Below are 16530 nucleotides of genomic sequence, written 5' to 3'. Positions count from 1 at the left end.
TAAGACGCGGCGGACTTCTCCGCCCACGAGTAAAGCGACCGGATGAGCGACGAGAACGACAAGACCAACGACGGCCAGCAGCCTTCGGCCCCCACCGGAACCCCGTCGACGACGGGACCGCGGGCCCCGCTGAGCCTGAAGCCGCGGGCCGTGGGATCGGTTTCGACCGGTACCGTGCGCCAGAGCTTCAGCCACGGCCGCACCAAGACGGTGGTGGTCGAGACCAAGCGGCGCGTCGGCGCCGTGCCGGGCCAGCAGCGGACCCAGGGCTTCGACGTCGCGCGTCCCCGCACCGACGCCCCCGCGCCCCAGGCCCCGGCTCCGCGCCCGCAGATGCAGCAGCCCGCCGGGGGCCGCCTGTCCAGCGAAGAACAGGAAGCCCGCCGCCGCGCCATCGAACTGGCCACCCGCCAGCAGGCCGAACGCGCCGCCGCCCAGGCCGCCGAACAGGCGCGCCGTGACGCCGCCGCCCGCGAGCAGGCCGCCGCGACCGCCGCCGCCGCCAATGCCGCCCAGGCCGAGGCCGCCGCCGCCCGCGCCGCCGCCGAGGCCGCCCGCGCCGAGGCCGCCAAGCTGACCGCCGCCGCGCCCGCCCCGACCGGCAAGCCGGCCGCCCGCGCCCCGCTGGCTCCCAAGCCGGCGGCTCCCGCCCCCGCCCCGGTCGCGACCCCCGAGCCGACCCCGGCTCCGGTGGCCGCCGCTCCGGTCGCCCCCGCTGCGCCCGTCCGTCCCGCGCCGCCCGCGCGCCCGGTCGTCAACTTCGGCCAGCGGGTCCCCAAGGCCCCCAATCCCGCCCGCGCCCCCATCGACCGTCCGGCCTTCGGCGCGCGTTCGGCCCGTGAAGAAGCCATGGGTGGCGGCGAGAAGTCCTATTCCGACCGTCCGGCCTCCTCGCGTCCCGGCGGCGCGCCCGCGCGTCCGGCCGAGCCCGTCCGCTATTCGGCCCTGACCCCGCGTCCGGCCCCCGGCGCGGCCCGTCCCGGCGGCGCCCGCACCGGTCCCGGCGGACGCCCCGCCCCGAACGCCCCGCCCGTCGCGGCCGAGGTCTCGCGCCCCAGCCGCGCGCCCGGCGGCGGCTTCGCCCGTCCGGTCAAGCCGGAGGACGACCGCGACAAGCGTTTCTCGGACGCCGGCAAGGCCGTCAGCCGCACGCGCGGCGAACCCAAGCGCCGTGAAGGCCGCCTGACCATCCAGTCCGTGGCCGGCGACGGCGACACGGCCGAGCGGATGCGCTCGCTGGCCTCGGTCCGCCGGGCCCGCGAACGCGAGAAGGAAAAGCGCAAGGGTGGCTCCACCGACGCGCCGAACCGTCCGCGCGAAGTCGTCATCCCCGACGTCATCACCGTGCAGGAGCTGTCCAACCGGATGGCCGTGCGCGGCGTCGACATCATCAAGTTCCTGATGAAGCAGGGCCTGATGATGAAGATCAACGACGTCATCGACACCGACACCGCCGAACTGGTGGCCGACGAGTTCGGCATGACGGTCCGCCGCGTGTCGGAATCCGACGTCGAGGCCGGCTTCCTGTCGGACGACATCGACGAGGAAGCGACGACGCCCCGCGCGCCGGTCGTGGCCATCATGGGCCACGTCGACCACGGCAAGACCTCGCTGCTGGACGCCCTGCGCACCACCGACGTCGCCTCGGGCGAGGCCGGCGGCATCACCCAGCACATCGGCGCCTATCAGGTCCGCACGCCCGGCGGCGACGCCGTGACCTTCCTCGACACGCCCGGCCACGCGGCCTTCAGCGCCATGCGGACGCGCGGCGCCAACGTCACCGACATCGTCATCCTGGTGGTGGCGGCCGACGACGGCGTGATGCCCCAGACGATCGAAAGCATCCAGCACGCCAAGGCGGCCGGGGCTCCGATCATCGTCGCCATCAACAAGGTCGACAAGCCGGACGCCGATCCGCAGAAGGTCATCAACGAGCTTCTGCAGTATGAAATCATCGGCGAGGCCCTGGGTGGCGACACCCAGATCGTCGAGGTCTCGGCCAAGTCGAAGACCAATCTGGACGGCCTGATCGAGGCCATCCTGCTGCAGGCCGAGGTCATGGACCTCAAGGCCGACCCGGAACGCTCGGCCGAAGGCGTGGTCATCGAGGCCAAGCTGGACAAGGGCCGCGGCCCGGTCGCCACCGTCCTGGTCAAGCGCGGCACCCTGCGTCGCGGCGACATCGTCGTGGCCGGCTCCGCGTGGGGCAAGGTTCGCGCCCTGCTGAACGAGCGCAACGAACAGCTGACCGAAGCCGGTCCGTCGGTCCCGGTCGAGATCCTGGGTCTGGACGAGGCCCCGTCGCCCGGCGAACCGCTGGCCGTGGTGGAATCCGAGGCCCGCGCCCGCGAGCTGACCGAATACCGCGCCCGCACCAAGCGCGAGAAGGCGACCGGCGGCATCAACCAGGTCAGCCTGGTCGACATGATGGCCAAGCTGGGCTCCAAGAAGATCTCGGAACTGCCGGTCCTCATCAAGTCCGACGTCCAGGGCTCGGGCGAGGCCATCCAGGGCTCGCTGGAGAAGATGGGCAACGACGAGGTCCGCGCCCGGGTCGTCTATTCCGGTGCCGGTGGGATCACCGAGAGCGACGTGCAACTGGCCAAGTCGGCCGGCGCGCCGATCCTAGGCTTCAACGTCCGTGCCTCGAAACAGGCCAAGGACCTGGCCGACCGCGAGGGCGTGGAGATCCGTTACTACGCGATCATCTACGACCTGCTGGACGACATGAAGGGCGTGCTGTCGGGCATGCTGGCACCGCTGCAACGCGAAACCTTCCTGGGCAATGCGGCCGTGCTGCAGGTGTTCGACATCTCCAAGACCGGCAAGATCGCCGGTTGCCGGGTGTCCGAGGGTGTCGTGCGCAAGGGGGCCAAGGTCCGGATCATCCGCGACGACGTCGTGGTGCTGGAACTGGGCACGCTGGCCACGCTCAAGCGCTTCAAGGACGAGGTCAACGAAGTCCCGTCGGGCCAGGAGTGCGGCATGCACTTCCAGGGCTTCCAGGACATCAAGGTCGGCGACTACATCGAGTGCTTCACCGTCGAAGAGATCCAGCGGACGCTGTAATAAGGGCGCTACCGCTCGCGCCGCGGGCGCTCGCTGCCTGAGCGCGGTATCCGTCTCCTCCCCGTTCGCCGCTTGGCGAATGGGGAGGGGGACCGCCCGCCGCTTGGCGGGGGGTGGAGGGGTTGTTGACGCCCCACCGACCGAGAGCGCTTCAAGAGCCCCTCCGTCAGCTCGCTAAGGGCTCGCTGCCACCTCCCCACGCCTTCGGCGCGGGGAGGAGACGATCCTCCCTCGCCCCGCCTCCCTTCCGCCGCAAGTCGCGGTATGAAGTGACGGCATGCTTCACCGTTTGATGGCCGTTCTGACCCTTCTCGCCCTCGCCACCCCGGCGGCGGCGGACACCCGCTATCTGTCCTTCAACCCGGCTGACCGGATCACCACCGCCCTGACGCGGGGGGTGACGCTGGAGGTCGAGCGCGGGCTGTTCGGGGCGGTCAGCGTGCGCCGGATCATCTCGACCAGCGCGCGCGGCGCGGCCACGATCAACAAGGGCGGGCCGGACGGGGCGAAGTCTGTCCTGCCGGACGGCGCCACCCAGGCCACCGTCTATTCCATCGACACCGAGGGCGACGGGCGCGGCCTGGCCCGGGCCCTGTGCCCCGGCGCGGACGAGACCTTCCTGGTGCTGGGACGGGTCCAGGCCGGGCGGCCGATGGCGATGCAGGCGACCGGTCGCTGGCCCGATGGCCATTTCCGGCACTGCGTGACCCTGTCCTACGACTACCGGGGCGAGTGGAGCCTGCCGCCGCGCACCCCGCCGCCCGCCGCGCGCTGATGGGGCGGGCGTTCGGGTTCCTGCTGGCCGGGGCGCTCGGGCTGGTCGCGGCCTTGTGGACCTGGACCCTGCCCGGCGATGCGGCGTCGCTGGCCGGGGGGACCGACGGCGTGACCGTCCATGTGCTGAACAACGGCTTTCACACCGACATCGCCGTCCCGCGCGCGGCGCTGGAGTCGCAGGGCGGGCCGCTGGCCGAGGCGTCGCGGTCGATCGGAGCGGGGGACTGGATCCTGATCGGCTGGGGAGACTCGAAATTCTTCATTGACACCAGCCCGATGGAGACGCGGATTCCCGACGGCCTGCGCGCCTTCTTCTGGCCCGGCAACGCCTCGGTGGTGATGCTGGACCCGGAGACGGGCGATCCGTCCCGGCGGTTCCCGCCCGCCGCCCGGCGCACCCTGCGCCTGACACCGGACGGGTTCGCGGGGCTGACGCGGCGGGTCGAGGGATCGCTGTCGCTGATCGAGGGCCGCCCCCGGCTGTCGGTGGCGCGGGATGGCGACGGGGCGCACTTCTTCGCCAGCCGCGAGCACTTCTGGATCGGCTATCTGTGCAACAGCTGGACCGCGCGCGTGCTGAACGCGGGCGGCCTGCCCGTCCGGCCGCAACGCTCGGAGACGGCGGGCGAGGTGATCGCCGCGATCGACCGGGCGCAATTGGACACCGCCGCCCCATAGGACTAGACCCCGCCCCTTCGCTTTTTCGAGCCCGGGTCCGATCCCCGGCGGCGAACAGGATCCGTTCATGGCCAACAAGAAATCCAAATCCACCGCCGGTCTGGTCAGCCAGCGCCAGCTGCGCGCCTCGGAAATGATCCGCCATGCCCTGGTCGAGGTCATGCGCGAGAACGAGATCCGCGATCCGGCCCTGATCGGGGTGTCGGTGACCGTGACCGAGGTGCGGCTGTCGCCCGACCTGAAACATGCCACCTGTTTCGTCGAGCCGCTGGGGGCCGGGATCGAGACCTCGGACACGGCCGGCCATATCGACGAGATCGTCAAGGCGTTGAACACCCATGCCAAGTTCCTGCGCGGGGCGCTGGGGCGGCACATCGACATGCGGTTCACCCCGGACCTGCGATTCCGCCACGACGAGAGCTTCGCCGCCGCCGAGCGGCTGAACCGGCTGCTGGACGATCCGCGCGTGCGGGCCGACTCCTTCGTGCCGCCGGTCGAGGAAGACGAATGATCCTCCCCCGGAGCGTAGCGAACGGGGGAGGGGGACCGCCCCCGGGTCTCGGCTTCGCCGAGCCCGAGGACAGGCATTGCGCTTGCGTCGTGGTGGAGGGGGCGACCCCGGACACCCTGCTTGCTTTCGCCCCCTCCACCGCTTCGCGGTCCCCCTCCCCCGCTGCGCGGGGGAGGATTTAGTCGTGGGTCGCAGGAAAAAAGGCCTCGTCGTCAACGGCTGGGTGTGTCTGGACAAGCCCTACGAGCTGGGATCGACCGACGCGGTGTCGAAGGTCCGCCGGCTGTTCGACGCGCAGAAGGCCGGCCATGCGGGGACGCTGGATCCGCTGGCGTCGGGCATCCTGCCGATCGCGCTCGGCGAGGCGACCAAGACCGTGCCCTTCATGATGGAGGCCGAGAAGGTCTATCGCTTCACCATCAACTGGGGCGTCTCGACCGACAGCGTCGACCGCGAGGGCGAGATCATCGGCCGCTCCGACGTGCGGCCCCCGGTCGAGGCGGTGCGGGCGGCCCTGCCGGCCTTCGTCGGCGAGATCGACCAGACCCCGCCGCGCTTCAGCGCCATCAAGGTCGACGGCCAGCGCGCCTATGACCTGGCGCGCGAAGGGGCCGACTTCGAACTGGAGAGCCGCCGGGTCACCATCCATTCGGCCGAGGTCACCGACGCGCCGGACGCCGACCACGTCGAACTGACCATCCGCACGGGCAAGGGTGTCTATGTCCGGTCGCTGGCGCGCGACCTGGCGGTGATGCTGGGTGCCGAGGGGCACGTCTCGGCCCTGCGGCGCGAGCGGGTGGGGCCGTTTTCGGTCGAGAACGCCGTCACGCTGGATTTCCTGACCGATCTGGTGCATAGGGACGCCGCCTTGGAAGGCCTACTGCCCGTTGCGACCGCCCTGGACGACATCCCGGAGTTGGCCGTCACGGACCAGGACGCCTTCTCGCTTCGTCAGGGACGACCGATCGTTCTGCTCCCCCGACAGGTCGAGACGCTGAAGAGCCGCCTTCGGGACGGTTCGCGCACCGTTTCCGCCTTTCAGGGTCAGACCCTCGTCGCTCTCGGTCAGTTGCGGGCCGGCCGGCTAGAACCCGACCGCGTTTTCAACCTCCTGTAGGAGTTTACCCGATGTCGATTACTGCCGAACGCAAGAACGAAGTCATCACCGAGAACGCCCGCTCCGCCGGCGACACCGGTTCGGCCGAGGTCCAGGTCGCGATCCTGTCGGAGCGCATCGCCAACCTCACCGAGCACTTCAAGACCCACAAGAAGGACAACCACTCGCGCCGCGGCCTGCTCAAGATGGTCTCGCAGCGTCGTCGTCTTCTGGATCACCTCGTGAAGGTCGATCGCGAGCGCTACACCGCTCTGATCACCAAGCTGAACCTGCGCCGCTAAGCGCGGTTCGCGATACCGGTTTTGAGGCGCGGGCCATGCCTGCGCCTCTTTCCGTACCTAACGACCACCGGCGCGCCGCCGGACGTACGGCGCAGACTGACGCGAGGGCCAGATCGGTCCTCTCCTTAGGAACCGTTCGCCATGGGGCGGGGGATTCCTGGATCGAAGGACTGAACACCCGACGCATCCGCACCCACTGATGGGACCCCGGCCGGAATACGCCGCCCGGGATACGAAAGACGAAAACATGTTCGATATCAAACGCAAGACGATCGACTGGGCTGGCCGCCCGCTGACCCTGGAAACGGGCCGCATCGCCCGCCAGGCCGACGGCGCCGTCCTGGCCACCTATGGCGAGACCATCGTCCTGGCCACCGTCGTCTACGGTCGCGCGCCCAAGCCGGGCCTGGATTTCTTCCCGCTGACCGTCAACTACCAGGAAAAGACCTTCGCCGCCGGCAAGATCCCGGGTGGCTATTTCAAGCGTGAAGGCCGTCCGACCGAGAAGGAAACCCTGGTCAGCCGCCTGATCGACCGTCCGATCCGCCCGCTGTTCGTCAAGGGCTTCAAGAACGAGACCCAGGTCGTCATCACCGTGCTGCAGCACGACCTCGAGAACGATCCCGACATCGTCGGCATGGTCGCCACCTCCGCCGCCCTGACCCTGTCGGGCGTCCCCTTCATGGGCCCGATCGGCGCCGCGCGCGTCGGCTACATCGACGGCGAGTTCGTGCTGAACCCGACCCTGGACCAGATGCCCGACAGCCAGCTCGACCTGGTCGTGGCCGGCACCTCGGACGCCCTGATGATGGTCGAATCCGAAGCCAAGGAACTGTCCGAGCAGGTCATGCTGGACGCCCTGATGTTCGCCCACCGCGGCATGCAGCCCGTGATCGACGCCATCATCGAGATGGCCGAGCACGCCGCCAAGGATCCGTTCGACTTCCAGGCCGAGGATCACTCGGGCGTCGTCACCCAGATCCAGTCGCTGGTCGGCGAGGACATCAAGGCCGCCTACACCCACCCCGGCAAGCATGCCCGTCATGAAGCCGTCGGTGCCGCCAAGAAGAAGGCCTCGGCCGCTCTGGTGAAGACCGACGAGAACCCGGACGGCGTCGATTCCGCCAAGTTCGGCGTCGCCTGGAAGGAATGCGAAGCCCACGTTCTGCGTCGCGACATCATCGACAATGCCCATCGCGTTGACGGTCGTGCGCTCGACAAGGTCCGCGACATCGTCTCGGAAGTCGGCATCTTCCCGCGCACCCACGGTTCGGCTCTGTTCACCCGCGGTGAAACGCAAGCCATCGTGGTCGCCACCCTGGGCACCGGCGAGGACGAGCAATACGTCGACTCCCTGGCCGGGACGTACAAGGAGAAGTTCCTCCTGCACTACAACTTCCCTCCCTACTCGGTCGGCGAGACCGGTCGTATGGGCGGCGCGGGCCGTCGGGAAATCGGTCACGGCAAGCTGGCCTGGCGGGCGATCCGTCCGATGCTGCCGACCTCGGAAGAATTCCCCTACACGATCCGCATCGTGTCGGAGATCACCGAGTCCAACGGTTCGTCCTCCATGGCTTCGGTCTGCGGCGCCTCGCTGGCGCTGATGGACGCGGGCGTGCCCCTGAAGAAGCCCGTCTCGGGCATCGCCATGGGCCTGATCCTGGAGCCGTCGGGCGAGTTCGCCATCCTGTCCGACATCCTGGGTGACGAAGATCACCTGGGCGACATGGACTTCAAGGTCGCCGGCACGCGTGACGGCATCACCTCGCTGCAGATGGACATCAAGGTCGCCGGCATCACCGAAGAGATCATGAAGAAGGCGATCGCCCAGGCCTCGGCCGGCCGTCTTCACATCCTCGACGAGATGGACAAGGCCATCGACGGCGCCCGCACCGAGCTGGGCGAATACGCGCCGAAGATCGAATCCATCAAGGTCCCGGTCGACAAGATCCGCGACATCATCGGCACCGGCGGCAAGATCATCCGCGAGATCGTCGAGAAGACCGGCGCCAAGATCAATATCGAGGACGACGGCACGGTGAAGATCGCTGCCTCGGATCAAGAGAAGATCGACGCCGCCAAGAATTGGATCTCGTCCATCGTGTCCGAGCCCGAGCCCGGCATGATCTACTCCGGCAAGGTCGTGAAGGTCGTCGACTTCGGCGCCTTCGTGAACTTCTTCGGGGCCAAGGACGGCCTGGTCCACGTGTCCCAGATCGCTCTGGAACGCGTCGCCAACCCGGCCGACGTCCTGTCGGAAGGCCAGGAGGTCAAGGTCAAGTTCCTGGGCTTCGACGATCGCGGCAAGACCAAGCTGTCGATGAAGGTCGTCGACCAGTCGACGGGTGAGGACCTGACCGACAAGATCAATGCCGAGCGCGCCGAACGCGGCGAAGCCCCCCTGACGGAAGACACCGGCGGTGGCGGCAAGAAGCGTGAAGGCGGCGGAGACCGTGGTGGCGATCGCGGTCGCGGCCGCAGCCGTCGCGACTGATCCGTCGCGTCATCGCTGAATGAAACGAGGCCCCGCTGGCGACAGCGGGGCCTTTTCTATGGCGTCACAGGTGCCAGGCGACCACAGCTATCAGGGCGGCAGCCAAGACCCACCAGACCAGATGGGCGTTTGGCGTCTTTCGACCGCCTTCGGCGGCCAGGACCTGCTCTATCGAATCGCCTTTCAGGACTCGTTCAAGCTCGGGCCACCGCCGAAGCTTGAGCAAGTGTCTTGCCGGCTTCGTTGCCAGGCGGGCGCTCACCCGGCTCACGACCCAATCAGGGTCGAACATGGCCCACTCTCCGGCGATCTGCATGAGATTGAAGCCGAGGACGGGCGCCACCTCTTCGTTCAGTATCCCGATCACCTCGTTCGGTTCAAAGCCGCCGGAACGTGCTGCCTTGAGAATCCCCTCATAGTGAACGGCCTGGATCTCCGTATCGAGAAACAGGTCGGAAAGGGCGACCCACAGCGGAGCGCGGCGTGCGGTCTCCTCCGGAGATAGAGGTTCGCCCACTCTCACGTCAGGCGATCACGCAGAGCACTCGCCAGGCTTGGTCTCGCCAGGACCATACTGGCCGCAGGCGCGGTCGATCTCGCCCTGGATCAGGGCGCAGGCGTTGTCGGGGTTGCAGGGCGGGTGGCTGGCCGGGCTGACCATGGTGCAGCGCTCGGCCAGTCGCACGGCCGCCGCCTCGCCGACCTCGGCGGTGCAGCTTCCGGCCGCCGCGGCGGACGGTTCGCCTTCCGGTGCCATGGCCTCTTCCTGGGGCGGCGCATCGGCGGGCATCTCGGCCGTCGACTGGACCGGAGCGACGGCCGCGTCGGAAGAGGTCTCCGTCGCAGGCGCGTCGGCCGGTGGCTGGCAGGCGGCCAGGGCAAGGGCGGCGATCAGGGCGAGGGACGCGGTCAGGCGGGTCATGGGCCGTCTCCGGGCGGGAAAGCGCGACGATGCGCCGCTTCCCGCCCTCTGCAAAGCCCCCTGCCTCGATCTCCCGTTCTAGCGCGCGGCGGCCGCGGCCACGGCGGCGCGCTGCAACGCGAACAGGTCGTTGCAGCCCAGTTCAGCCAGCTGGAACAGCCGGTCGAACTCGGGACGGCTGAAGCCGCGCTTCTCGCCGGTCGCCTGGATCTCGACGATGGTGCCCGATCCGGTCAGGACGAAGTTGCCGTCGGCCTCGGCGTTGGAGTCTTCCTCGTAGTCGAGGTCCAGAACGGGCGTGTCGGCGAAGATCCCGCAGGAGACGGCGGCGACCTGGTCCAGGATCGGATCGACCTTCATCACGCCCTCGGCGCGCAGGTAGTTCAGCGCCGTGGCCATGGCGACCCAGGCCCCGGTGATGGAGGCGGTGCGGGTGCCGCCGTCGGCCTGGATGACGTCACAGTCGATCAGGACCTGACGCTCGCCGAGGGCCTTCAGGTCGACGACGGCGCGAAGGCTGCGGCCGATCAACCGTTGAATTTCCTGCGTCCGGCCCGTCTGCTTGCCCGCGGCGGCCTCGCGGCGGCCGCGGGTGTGGGTGGCGCGGGGCAGCATGCCGTATTCGGCCGTGACCCAGCCCGCGCCCTTGCCCCGCATCCAGCCGGGGACGTTCTCCTCGACCGAGGCGGTCACCAGCACCTTCGTATGGCCGAACGAGACCAGGCAGGAGCCCTCGGCATAGCGGTTGACGCCGGTCTCCAGCGTCACGGCGCGGAGCTGTTCGGGGGTGCGGTCGGAGGGGCGCATGGGGGATTTCCTGAGGACGTGCGAATGCGTTGGCGTATCGGGCCGGGCTGCTTATCCTGAAAGGGTGAGCCTGTATGCCCCCCACCCGTCCCCGTTCGCCAACCAGGCCGGCCCCGCGGCCGGGCTGACGGCGCTGGACGCGCGCGCCCGCGACATCTTCCGGCGGGTGGTGGAGACCTATCTGGAGACGGGCGAGCCGGTCGGATCGCGCACGGTCTCGCGCGGCGGGGTGCAGCTGTCGCCCGCTTCGATCCGGAACACGATGCAGGACCTGACGCTGGCGGGGTTGCTGGCGGCACCGCATACGTCGGCCGGGCGGATCCCGACCCACGCGGGCCTCAGGCTGTTCGTCGACGGCCTGCTCGAGATCGGCGACATCGGCACCGAGGAGCGCCGCGAGATCGACGGGCGGCTTGCCGGACGCGGCAAGGGGTTCGAGGAGGCGCTGGACGAGGCGACGTCGCTGCTGTCCGGGCTGGCCGGGGGCGCGGGGATCGTGGCGACCCCGATCCGCGACGCCGGGGTCAAGCATGTCGAGTTCGTGGCGCTGGGGACCGATCAGGCCCTGGCGGTGCTGGTCGGCGACGACGGCTCGGTCGAGAACCGGATCATGACCCTGGCGGCGGGGGTGACGCCCTCGACCCTGCAGGAGGCCTCCAACTTCCTGAACGCGCGGCTCAAGGGCCGGCCGCTGGCCGAGGCGCGCAGCGAGATGGGGGCCGAGCTGGCCGCCGCGCGCCAGGAGCTGAACGCCGCCGCCGCCCGGCTGGTCGAGGACGGTCTGGCGGCCTGGTCGGGCGGGCCGGACCGGGAGCGGTCGCTGATCGTGCGCGGCCGCGCCAACCTGCTGCAGGACGCCGGCGCCAGCGAGGATCTGGAACGGGTGCGCGTCCTGTTCGACGACCTGGAACAGAAGGAACAGCTGATCGGCTTGCTGGACGGGGTCAATGCGGCCCAGGGGGTGCGCATCTTTATCGGGGCGGAGACGCGGTTGTTTTCGCTTTCGGGTTCCGCTGTGGTCGCAGCACCCTATATGACGGGCCGCCAGCGGGTTCTGGGCGCCATCGGCGTGATCGGACCCGCTCGACTGAACTATGCCCGCATCATCCCGTTGGTGGACTACACCGCCCGGGTGCTGGGCCGCATACTGGACGGACAAGACACGTGACCGATACGACCAACCCGAACGATCTCGAAGCCCAGCTGGACGAGGCCCTGGCCAATGCCGAGGCCGGTCTGGACGCCGATCCGGACAACCTGGCCCCGCTGGACGCCATGATCGCCGACCGCGATCTGTGGAAGGACCGCGCCATGCGGGCGGCGGCCGAGGCTGACAACGTCAAGCGGCGCACCGAAACCCAGATGAACGACGCGCGGGCCTTCGCCATCCAGCGCTTCGCCAAGGACCTGCTGGGCGTGGCCGACAATCTGGAGCGCGCCCTGATGGCGGCGCCCAAGGATGCGGACAGTGCCGCGGCGGGCCTGATCAACGGGCTGGAGCTGACCCAGAAGTCCCTGCTGCAGGCGTTCGAGACCAACGGGCTGAAGCGGCTGGCCCCGGGCCTGGGCGACGCCTTCGATCCGCACCTGCATCAGGCCATGATGGAACAGCCCTCGACCGAGGCCCCCGGCGGCACCGTCCTGCAGACGATGCAGGCGGGATACGAGCTGTTCGGGCGTACGGTGCGCCCCGCCATGGTCGTGGTGGCGGCCAAGGGCTCCGGGGCCCAGGGCGCGAACCCCTATGCCGCCGCGCCGGACGGCAGCGGCGGCACCTTCGACGGCCAGGCCTAGGGGTTCGACCTAGGCCTTCAGCTTCGCCTCGAACAGGGCCGTCAGGCGGGCCCAGCCGTCAGCGGCGTCGGCGGCGTTGTAGCTGGGGCGGTAGTCGGCGTGAAAGCCGTGCTCGGCGTCGGGATACAGCTTGATGCCGCTTTCGGTCGCGCCGGCCGTGGTCAGGGCCGCCTGCATCGCGGCGACCGTGTCATTGGGGATGCCCTGGTCCAGCCCGCCGTAGTTGCCGATCACCACGCCCTTCAGGTCGGCCGCCAGATCGACGGGATACGGGCGGCCGCTCTCGATCTGGGCCGGGGTCGCGGTCGGCGAGGGGGCCAGGCGGCCGTACCAGGCCACCCCCGCGTCGATGGCGGCGAAGCGCGCCGCGGCCTGCCAGACGACCTTGCCGCCCCAGCAGAAGCCGGTGATGCCCACCTTGTCGTCATTGGCCCATAGCTGGCCCGAGGCCCAGCCCAGGGTGGCGTCGATGTCGCCCATGACCTGTTCGTAGCCCGCGGCGCCGACGATCGCCTGGATGCGCTGGAAGTCGGTCAGGGGCGCGGGGTCCTCGACGCGCACGAAGAAGGCCGGGGCGATGGCGGCGTAGCCCTGTTTGGCCAGGCGGCGGCAGACGTCCTGGATATAGGCATGCAGGCCGAAGATCTCGGACACCACGATGACCAGGGGATACGGGCCGTCCCCTTCCGGGCGCGCGACATAGGCCGGCAGGGCGAACCCGTCCGGGGCCGGACAGGTGACCATGCCGACCTCCAGCCCCGCGGTATCGGTGACGATCGGCTGGGCCGACTGCGACAGGGCGGCGGGCGCATAGCCGGTAAACACGGCGGCCCCGACCGTCAGGGCCCCCAGGCCCCGGCGCGACAGTTTCAGGTCTTCGGCGGTCAGGCCTTCGGGACGGGTCAGCAGGGTCATGGGATTTCCTCTCGGGGCTCGGGCGAGTGTGGCGGCTGGGGGCACGGGGTCGAGTCGCCGCGGACTGCGGCCTCAGGTCGCGCGCCGCAGCGTCAGATTGATACGCCCGCCGTCGCCAAGAAGTTTCGACGACCCGACCAGAAGGCGGTCGATGCCGTGGCGCGCCAGACGCGACGCGCCGGTCAGGGCGCAGACGTCGCCGGACGCGAGGCGGATCGACCGTGTGGGTCCGCCTTCGGCCGCGCCGATCCGGAACAGGGCGGTGTCCCCCAGCGACACGGACACGACGGGCGCGGTCAGGTCGGCCTCGTCCCGGTCCTGGTGCAGGCCCATGCGGGCGGTCTCGCGATACAGGTTGACCAGACAGGCATCGGGCGGGGCGCTGCCGTCGGTCAGGGTGTTCCACAGGTCCAGCAGGCGCGCGGGGATCGCTGGCCAGGGCGCGCCGGTCTCAGGGTGGGTCGGCTGGTAGCGATAGCCCGCGCGGTCCGAGACCCAGCCGACCCGGCCGAGATTGGTCATGCGGACGGAGAACGGCTTTCCGCCTGGCGTGACCGGCCGGTAGAAGGGCGCGGCCGCGATCGTCGTCTGGACCTCGGCCAGCAGGTCCGCCTGCGCCGCCGGATCGAGCGCGCCGGGCCAGTAGCGGAAGCCGGGCAGGTCGGGAAACGGCTCCATCGCGGGGCCGCGCCGGATCAGTCCAGCGCCCGCGCCTCTTCCGGCAGCATGATCGGCACGCCGTCGCGGATGGGGAAGGCCAGTTTCGCGCTCTTCGAGATCAGCTCGTTGGCCGCGCGGTCATAGTCCAGCCTGCCGCGCGTGACGGGGCAGACCAGCACCTCCAGCAGGCGGGGATCGACGGAGGAGGGGGTGTTGAAGGTATCGGACATTGTCTGGTGGGCTACCGCTCGCGCCGCGGGCGCTCGCTGCTTGAGCCCGATCCCTGCGGCCTTGGAAAATGAAGTCTGCGCTCACGCCGCGAACGACCGCGTCGTGAGCGTTAGCGCCCTTCTTACTGCATCGCCGTGGGGCTGTCGCCGTCGCCGGGTTCGGCCGCGTCGATGCGCATCAGGGCGGTGAGGACGGCGACGCGGTCGTCCAGGCTCAGGGACTCCAGCAGGGCCTGTTTCTCGGGGCCTTCGAACGGCAGGGCCATGGAAAGGCTGTTGACCAGAGCCTCCTGCGGGGCGGCCTCGGCGGTCTCCCAGTCGATCTCCAGCTGGCGGCGTTCCAGATAGGCCCGCAGGGCCGCAAGGAAGGTTTCGCGTTGGAACCCCTCGCCGCCCGTGGGCGCGGTCAGGTCGGCTTCGAACGGGGCGAAGATCGCGCGGACCTGACGATAGGGGGTCTGGGTCGGCAGTTCCGACGCGACGCGGAAGCGGGCGACGCCCGTCAGGGTCACGAGATACCGGCCGTCGGACGTCTCGGCGAAACTGGTGATCCGACCGGCGCACCCCACGGCCGACAGGCTGGGCAGGGGGCGCGGCCCGCCGACGGGCTGGATCAGGCCGATGATCCGGTCGCCCGCCATGGCGTCGTCGATCATGTTCAGATAGCGCGGCTCGAAGATGTTCAGAGGCAGCTGGCCGCGCGGCAGCAGGATGGATCCCGGCAGGGGAAACACCGGAATGACCTGCGGCAGGTCGACAGCCTTCACATAGCCCTGGGCCATCGTCGCGCCTTCTCTAAGCAAACAGGATCGAGGACAGGCGGCGGCGGCCGTCCTTTGCGATGTCGGACGACAGGCCGGCCGCCTCGAACACCACCAGCAGCTGCTTGCGCGCGGCCTGGTCGTTCCACTCCAGATCGGCCTGGATGATGTCCAGCAGGCTGGTCGCGGCCCCCTTCAGGTCGCCGGCGGCGGCCTGGGCCAGCGACAGGTCGTAGCGGGCCTGATGATCTGCGGGATTGGCCCGGAGGGCGGCTTCCAGCGCCTCGGTCTCGCTGGCGGGCGCGGCCGAGGCCAGAGCCAGCTTGGCGCGCAGGCTGACGACCGCGGCGTTCTTCGAGTCGGCCGGAGCCATCGCAATGGTCTGGCGCGCCTGGTCGGCGTCGCCCCCGGCCAGATAGACACGCGCCATGCCGGCGATGGCGTCCTCGTTCTCGGGCTCCATGGTCAGGACGTGGGCGAAGGCCTGGGCCGCGCCCCCGAAGTCGTCCAGCCCGAGCGATTCCTCGCCCAGGGCCAGCAGCTGCTGGACGTCGGTGTTCACGCCCGCGCCGCCCGACAGCTTTTCGATGAAGGCCTTGATCTGGCTTTCCGGCACAGCGCCCTGGAAGCCGTCGACCGGCTGGCCGTCGACGAAGGCATAGACGGTGGGGATCGACTGGACGCGCAGCTGGCCGGCGTAGGCGGGGTTCTTGTCGACGTCGATCTTGACCAGCTTGACCGCGCCGCCGGCGGCCCGGACCTGTTTCTCCAGCGCGGGCGTCAGGGTCCGGCACGGGCCGCACCAGGTGGCCCAGAAGTCGACGATGACGGGCTGGATCTTCGACTGGGCGATGACGTCGGCCATGAAGCCGGCGTCGGATCCGTCCTTGATCAGGTCATCGGCGCCGGCGGTCGGGGTGGGATCGACAAGGCTCATCGGAGGTCTCTGCTGCAGTCCAGGATAACGCGGAAGGTCTCAGATGGTCGCGGGGGGCCCCAGACTCAAGCGTCGAAGGCGATCACGAGCGGTTCACGACCGATCGCGGTCAGGAACTGGCGGAAGGCGGCCTGCGACAGGGCGGTCGTCGCGGTATTGGTCAGGGGGTGGAAGTTGACGATGTCGGCCTCCCACAGGCGACGGTCCAGCACGAAGGTCACGCGCCGGTCGACGTCGTTGATGAGGCCGAGCGCCGTGACCGATCCGGGTCGCACGCCCAAGGTGTCCCACATCAGGCTCTCGTTGCCGAACGACAGGCGGTCCGAGCCGATGATCCGGGGCGCAGCCTTCAGGTCGATGACCGTGTCCTGCCGGGCCGAGATCAGCCAGAGCCGCGCCTTCTTGTCCTTCAGGAACAGGTTCTTGGTATGGGCCCCCGGCAGGGCGGCCTTGAGTTCGAGGCCCTCTTCCACACGGAACACGGCGGCGTGGTCCGTCGTCGCCTGCGGGATGCCCTGTCCGGCCATCCACGGCAGGAGGCTGTCGCGATCATGCAGCGGTTGAGGGGTCATGGGTC

At 69.6% G+C, this 16530-nt stretch carries 18 protein-coding genes; 9 read left to right on the top strand and 9 right to left on the bottom strand.

Annotated elements, in window-relative coordinates:
• Nucleotides 1-42: 42 nt before the first annotated feature.
• The 7 genes from infB (at nt 43) to pnp (ending at nt 8927) form a co-directional block, all read left to right on the top strand.
• Nucleotides 43-3069, top strand: coding sequence for a translation initiation factor IF-2 (infB, locus tag BRESU_RS01105; RefSeq protein ID WP_013267640.1), 3027 nt, complete (start codon nt 43-45; stop codon nt 3067-3069).
• A 277-nt stretch (nt 3070-3346) separates the two neighbouring features.
• Nucleotides 3347-3844 carry a hypothetical protein gene (locus tag BRESU_RS01100; protein WP_156796087.1) on the top strand — a complete coding sequence of 166 codons (498 nt, stop codon included), beginning with the start codon at nt 3347-3349 and terminating at the stop codon, nt 3842-3844.
• Nucleotides 3802-4524, top strand: a complete 723-nt coding sequence (locus BRESU_RS01095) for a DUF2459 domain-containing protein (RefSeq protein ID WP_245528581.1) — start codon at nt 3802-3804, stop codon at nt 4522-4524. The genes BRESU_RS01100 and BRESU_RS01095 overlap by 43 nt, the downstream gene beginning before the upstream one ends.
• A gap of 67 nt (nt 4525-4591) precedes the next feature.
• Nucleotides 4592-5035 (top strand): 30S ribosome-binding factor RbfA, encoded by a 444-nt coding sequence (gene rbfA / locus BRESU_RS01090; RefSeq protein WP_013267637.1) that lies wholly within the window; start codon nt 4592-4594, stop codon nt 5033-5035.
• Nucleotides 5036-5219: 184 nt separating this feature from the next.
• Nucleotides 5220-6152, top strand: coding sequence for a tRNA pseudouridine(55) synthase TruB (gene truB, locus BRESU_RS01085; RefSeq protein WP_013267635.1), 933 nt, complete (start codon nt 5220-5222; stop codon nt 6150-6152).
• Nucleotides 6153-6163: 11 nt separating this feature from the next.
• On the top strand, nt 6164-6433 hold the full coding sequence (gene rpsO / locus BRESU_RS01080; protein ID WP_013267634.1) for a 30S ribosomal protein S15: 270 nt from the start codon (nt 6164-6166) through the stop codon (nt 6431-6433).
• Nucleotides 6434-6680: 247 nt separating this feature from the next.
• Nucleotides 6681-8927: a polyribonucleotide nucleotidyltransferase gene (gene pnp, locus BRESU_RS01075; protein WP_041761813.1), complete on the top strand. Its 2247-nt coding sequence runs from the start codon at nt 6681-6683 to the stop codon at nt 8925-8927.
• Nucleotides 8928-8991: 64 nt separating this feature from the next.
• On the opposite strand, the gene BRESU_RS16715 is transcribed toward pnp, so the two are convergent.
• The 3 genes from BRESU_RS16715 to rph form a co-directional block, all read right to left on the bottom strand.
• Nucleotides 8992-9444: a DUF7079 family protein gene (locus BRESU_RS16715; protein ID WP_156796086.1), complete on the bottom strand. Its 453-nt coding sequence runs from the start codon at nt 9442-9444 to the stop codon at nt 8992-8994.
• 15 nt (nt 9445-9459) lie between these two features.
• Complete coding sequence (locus BRESU_RS01065) at nt 9460-9849, bottom strand: hypothetical protein (protein WP_013267631.1); 390 nt, start codon at nt 9847-9849, stop codon at nt 9460-9462.
• Between the two features lie 78 nt (nt 9850-9927).
• Nucleotides 9928-10656, bottom strand: coding sequence for a ribonuclease PH (gene rph, locus BRESU_RS01060; protein WP_013267630.1), 729 nt, complete (start codon nt 10654-10656; stop codon nt 9928-9930).
• Nucleotides 10657-10726: 70 nt separating this feature from the next.
• Between rph and hrcA the strand changes: the two genes are divergently transcribed.
• Both hrcA and grpE read left to right on the top strand, forming a co-directional pair.
• Nucleotides 10727-11824, top strand: coding sequence for a heat-inducible transcriptional repressor HrcA (gene hrcA / locus BRESU_RS01055; protein WP_050762530.1), 1098 nt, complete (start codon nt 10727-10729; stop codon nt 11822-11824).
• A complete protein-coding gene (gene grpE, locus BRESU_RS01050; RefSeq protein ID WP_013267628.1) occupies nt 11821-12450 on the top strand; it encodes a nucleotide exchange factor GrpE in 630 nt (209 codons plus the stop codon). Before hrcA ends, grpE begins: the two co-directional genes overlap by 4 nt.
• Nucleotides 12451-12459: 9 nt before the next feature.
• On the opposite strand, the gene BRESU_RS01045 is transcribed toward grpE, so the two are convergent.
• The 6 genes from BRESU_RS01045 to BRESU_RS01020 form a co-directional block, all read right to left on the bottom strand.
• Nucleotides 12460-13365 carry a dienelactone hydrolase family protein gene (locus BRESU_RS01045; protein WP_013267627.1) on the bottom strand — a complete coding sequence of 302 codons (906 nt, stop codon included), beginning with the start codon at nt 13363-13365 and terminating at the stop codon, nt 12460-12462.
• Between the two features lie 72 nt (nt 13366-13437).
• Nucleotides 13438-14043: an alpha-ketoglutarate-dependent dioxygenase AlkB gene (locus BRESU_RS01040; RefSeq protein WP_013267626.1), complete on the bottom strand. Its 606-nt coding sequence runs from the start codon at nt 14041-14043 to the stop codon at nt 13438-13440.
• Nucleotides 14044-14060: 17 nt separating this feature from the next.
• A complete protein-coding gene (locus BRESU_RS01035) occupies nt 14061-14255 on the bottom strand; it encodes a Trm112 family protein (RefSeq protein WP_013267625.1) in 195 nt (64 codons plus the stop codon).
• Between the two features lie 122 nt (nt 14256-14377).
• Entirely contained in the window at nt 14378-15037 is a 660-nt protein-coding gene (locus BRESU_RS01030; protein ID WP_013267624.1) for an LON peptidase substrate-binding domain-containing protein, read from the bottom strand.
• Nucleotides 15038-15050: 13 nt separating this feature from the next.
• Entirely contained in the window at nt 15051-15953 is a 903-nt protein-coding gene (locus tag BRESU_RS01025; protein ID WP_013267623.1) for a thioredoxin family protein, read from the bottom strand.
• 65 nt (nt 15954-16018) lie between these two features.
• The gene (locus BRESU_RS01020) at nt 16019-16525 is read right to left on the bottom strand and encodes a prolyl-tRNA synthetase associated domain-containing protein (RefSeq protein WP_013267622.1); all 507 of its coding nucleotides are present in this window, start codon (nt 16523-16525) and stop codon (nt 16019-16021) included.
• Between the last annotated feature and the right edge of the window lie 5 nt (nt 16526-16530).

The organism is Brevundimonas subvibrioides ATCC 15264, assembly GCF_000144605.1.
Classification (GTDB): Bacteria; Pseudomonadota; Alphaproteobacteria; order Caulobacterales; family Caulobacteraceae; genus Brevundimonas; species Brevundimonas subvibrioides.
The sequence above is the reverse complement of the archived record's forward strand: the minus strand, read 5'-3'. Positions and strand labels throughout refer to the sequence as shown.

What these genes read in the sequence shown, in the direction of transcription:
- BRESU_RS01045 (WP_013267627.1), bottom strand. Translation starts at nt 13,365, where the DNA reads ATGACCCTGCTGACCCGTCCCGAAGGCCTGACCGCCGAAGACCTGAAA.
- rph (WP_013267630.1), bottom strand. Translation starts at nt 10,656, where the DNA reads ATGCGCCCCTCCGACCGCACCCCCGAACAGCTCCGCGCCGTGACGCTG.
- infB (WP_013267640.1), top strand. Translation starts at nt 43, where the DNA reads ATGAGCGACGAGAACGACAAGACCAACGACGGCCAGCAGCCTTCGGCC.
- BRESU_RS01020 (WP_013267622.1), bottom strand. Translation starts at nt 16,525, where the DNA reads ATGACCCCTCAACCGCTGCATGATCGCGACAGCCTCCTGCCGTGGATG.
- BRESU_RS01025 (WP_013267623.1), bottom strand. Translation starts at nt 15,953, where the DNA reads ATGAGCCTTGTCGATCCCACCCCGACCGCCGGCGCCGATGACCTGATC.
- BRESU_RS01035 (WP_013267625.1), bottom strand. Translation starts at nt 14,255, where the DNA reads ATGTCCGATACCTTCAACACCCCCTCCTCCGTCGATCCCCGCCTGCTG.
- BRESU_RS01030 (WP_013267624.1), bottom strand. Translation starts at nt 15,037, where the DNA reads ATGGCCCAGGGCTATGTGAAGGCTGTCGACCTGCCGCAGGTCATTCCG.
- BRESU_RS01100 (WP_156796087.1), top strand. Translation starts at nt 3,347, where the DNA reads ATGCTTCACCGTTTGATGGCCGTTCTGACCCTTCTCGCCCTCGCCACC.
- pnp (WP_041761813.1), top strand. Translation starts at nt 6,681, where the DNA reads ATGTTCGATATCAAACGCAAGACGATCGACTGGGCTGGCCGCCCGCTG.
- rpsO (WP_013267634.1), top strand. Translation starts at nt 6,164, where the DNA reads ATGTCGATTACTGCCGAACGCAAGAACGAAGTCATCACCGAGAACGCC.
- BRESU_RS01040 (WP_013267626.1), bottom strand. Translation starts at nt 14,043, where the DNA reads ATGGAGCCGTTTCCCGACCTGCCCGGCTTCCGCTACTGGCCCGGCGCG.
- rbfA (WP_013267637.1), top strand. Translation starts at nt 4,592, where the DNA reads ATGGCCAACAAGAAATCCAAATCCACCGCCGGTCTGGTCAGCCAGCGC.
- BRESU_RS01065 (WP_013267631.1), bottom strand. Translation starts at nt 9,849, where the DNA reads ATGACCCGCCTGACCGCGTCCCTCGCCCTGATCGCCGCCCTTGCCCTG.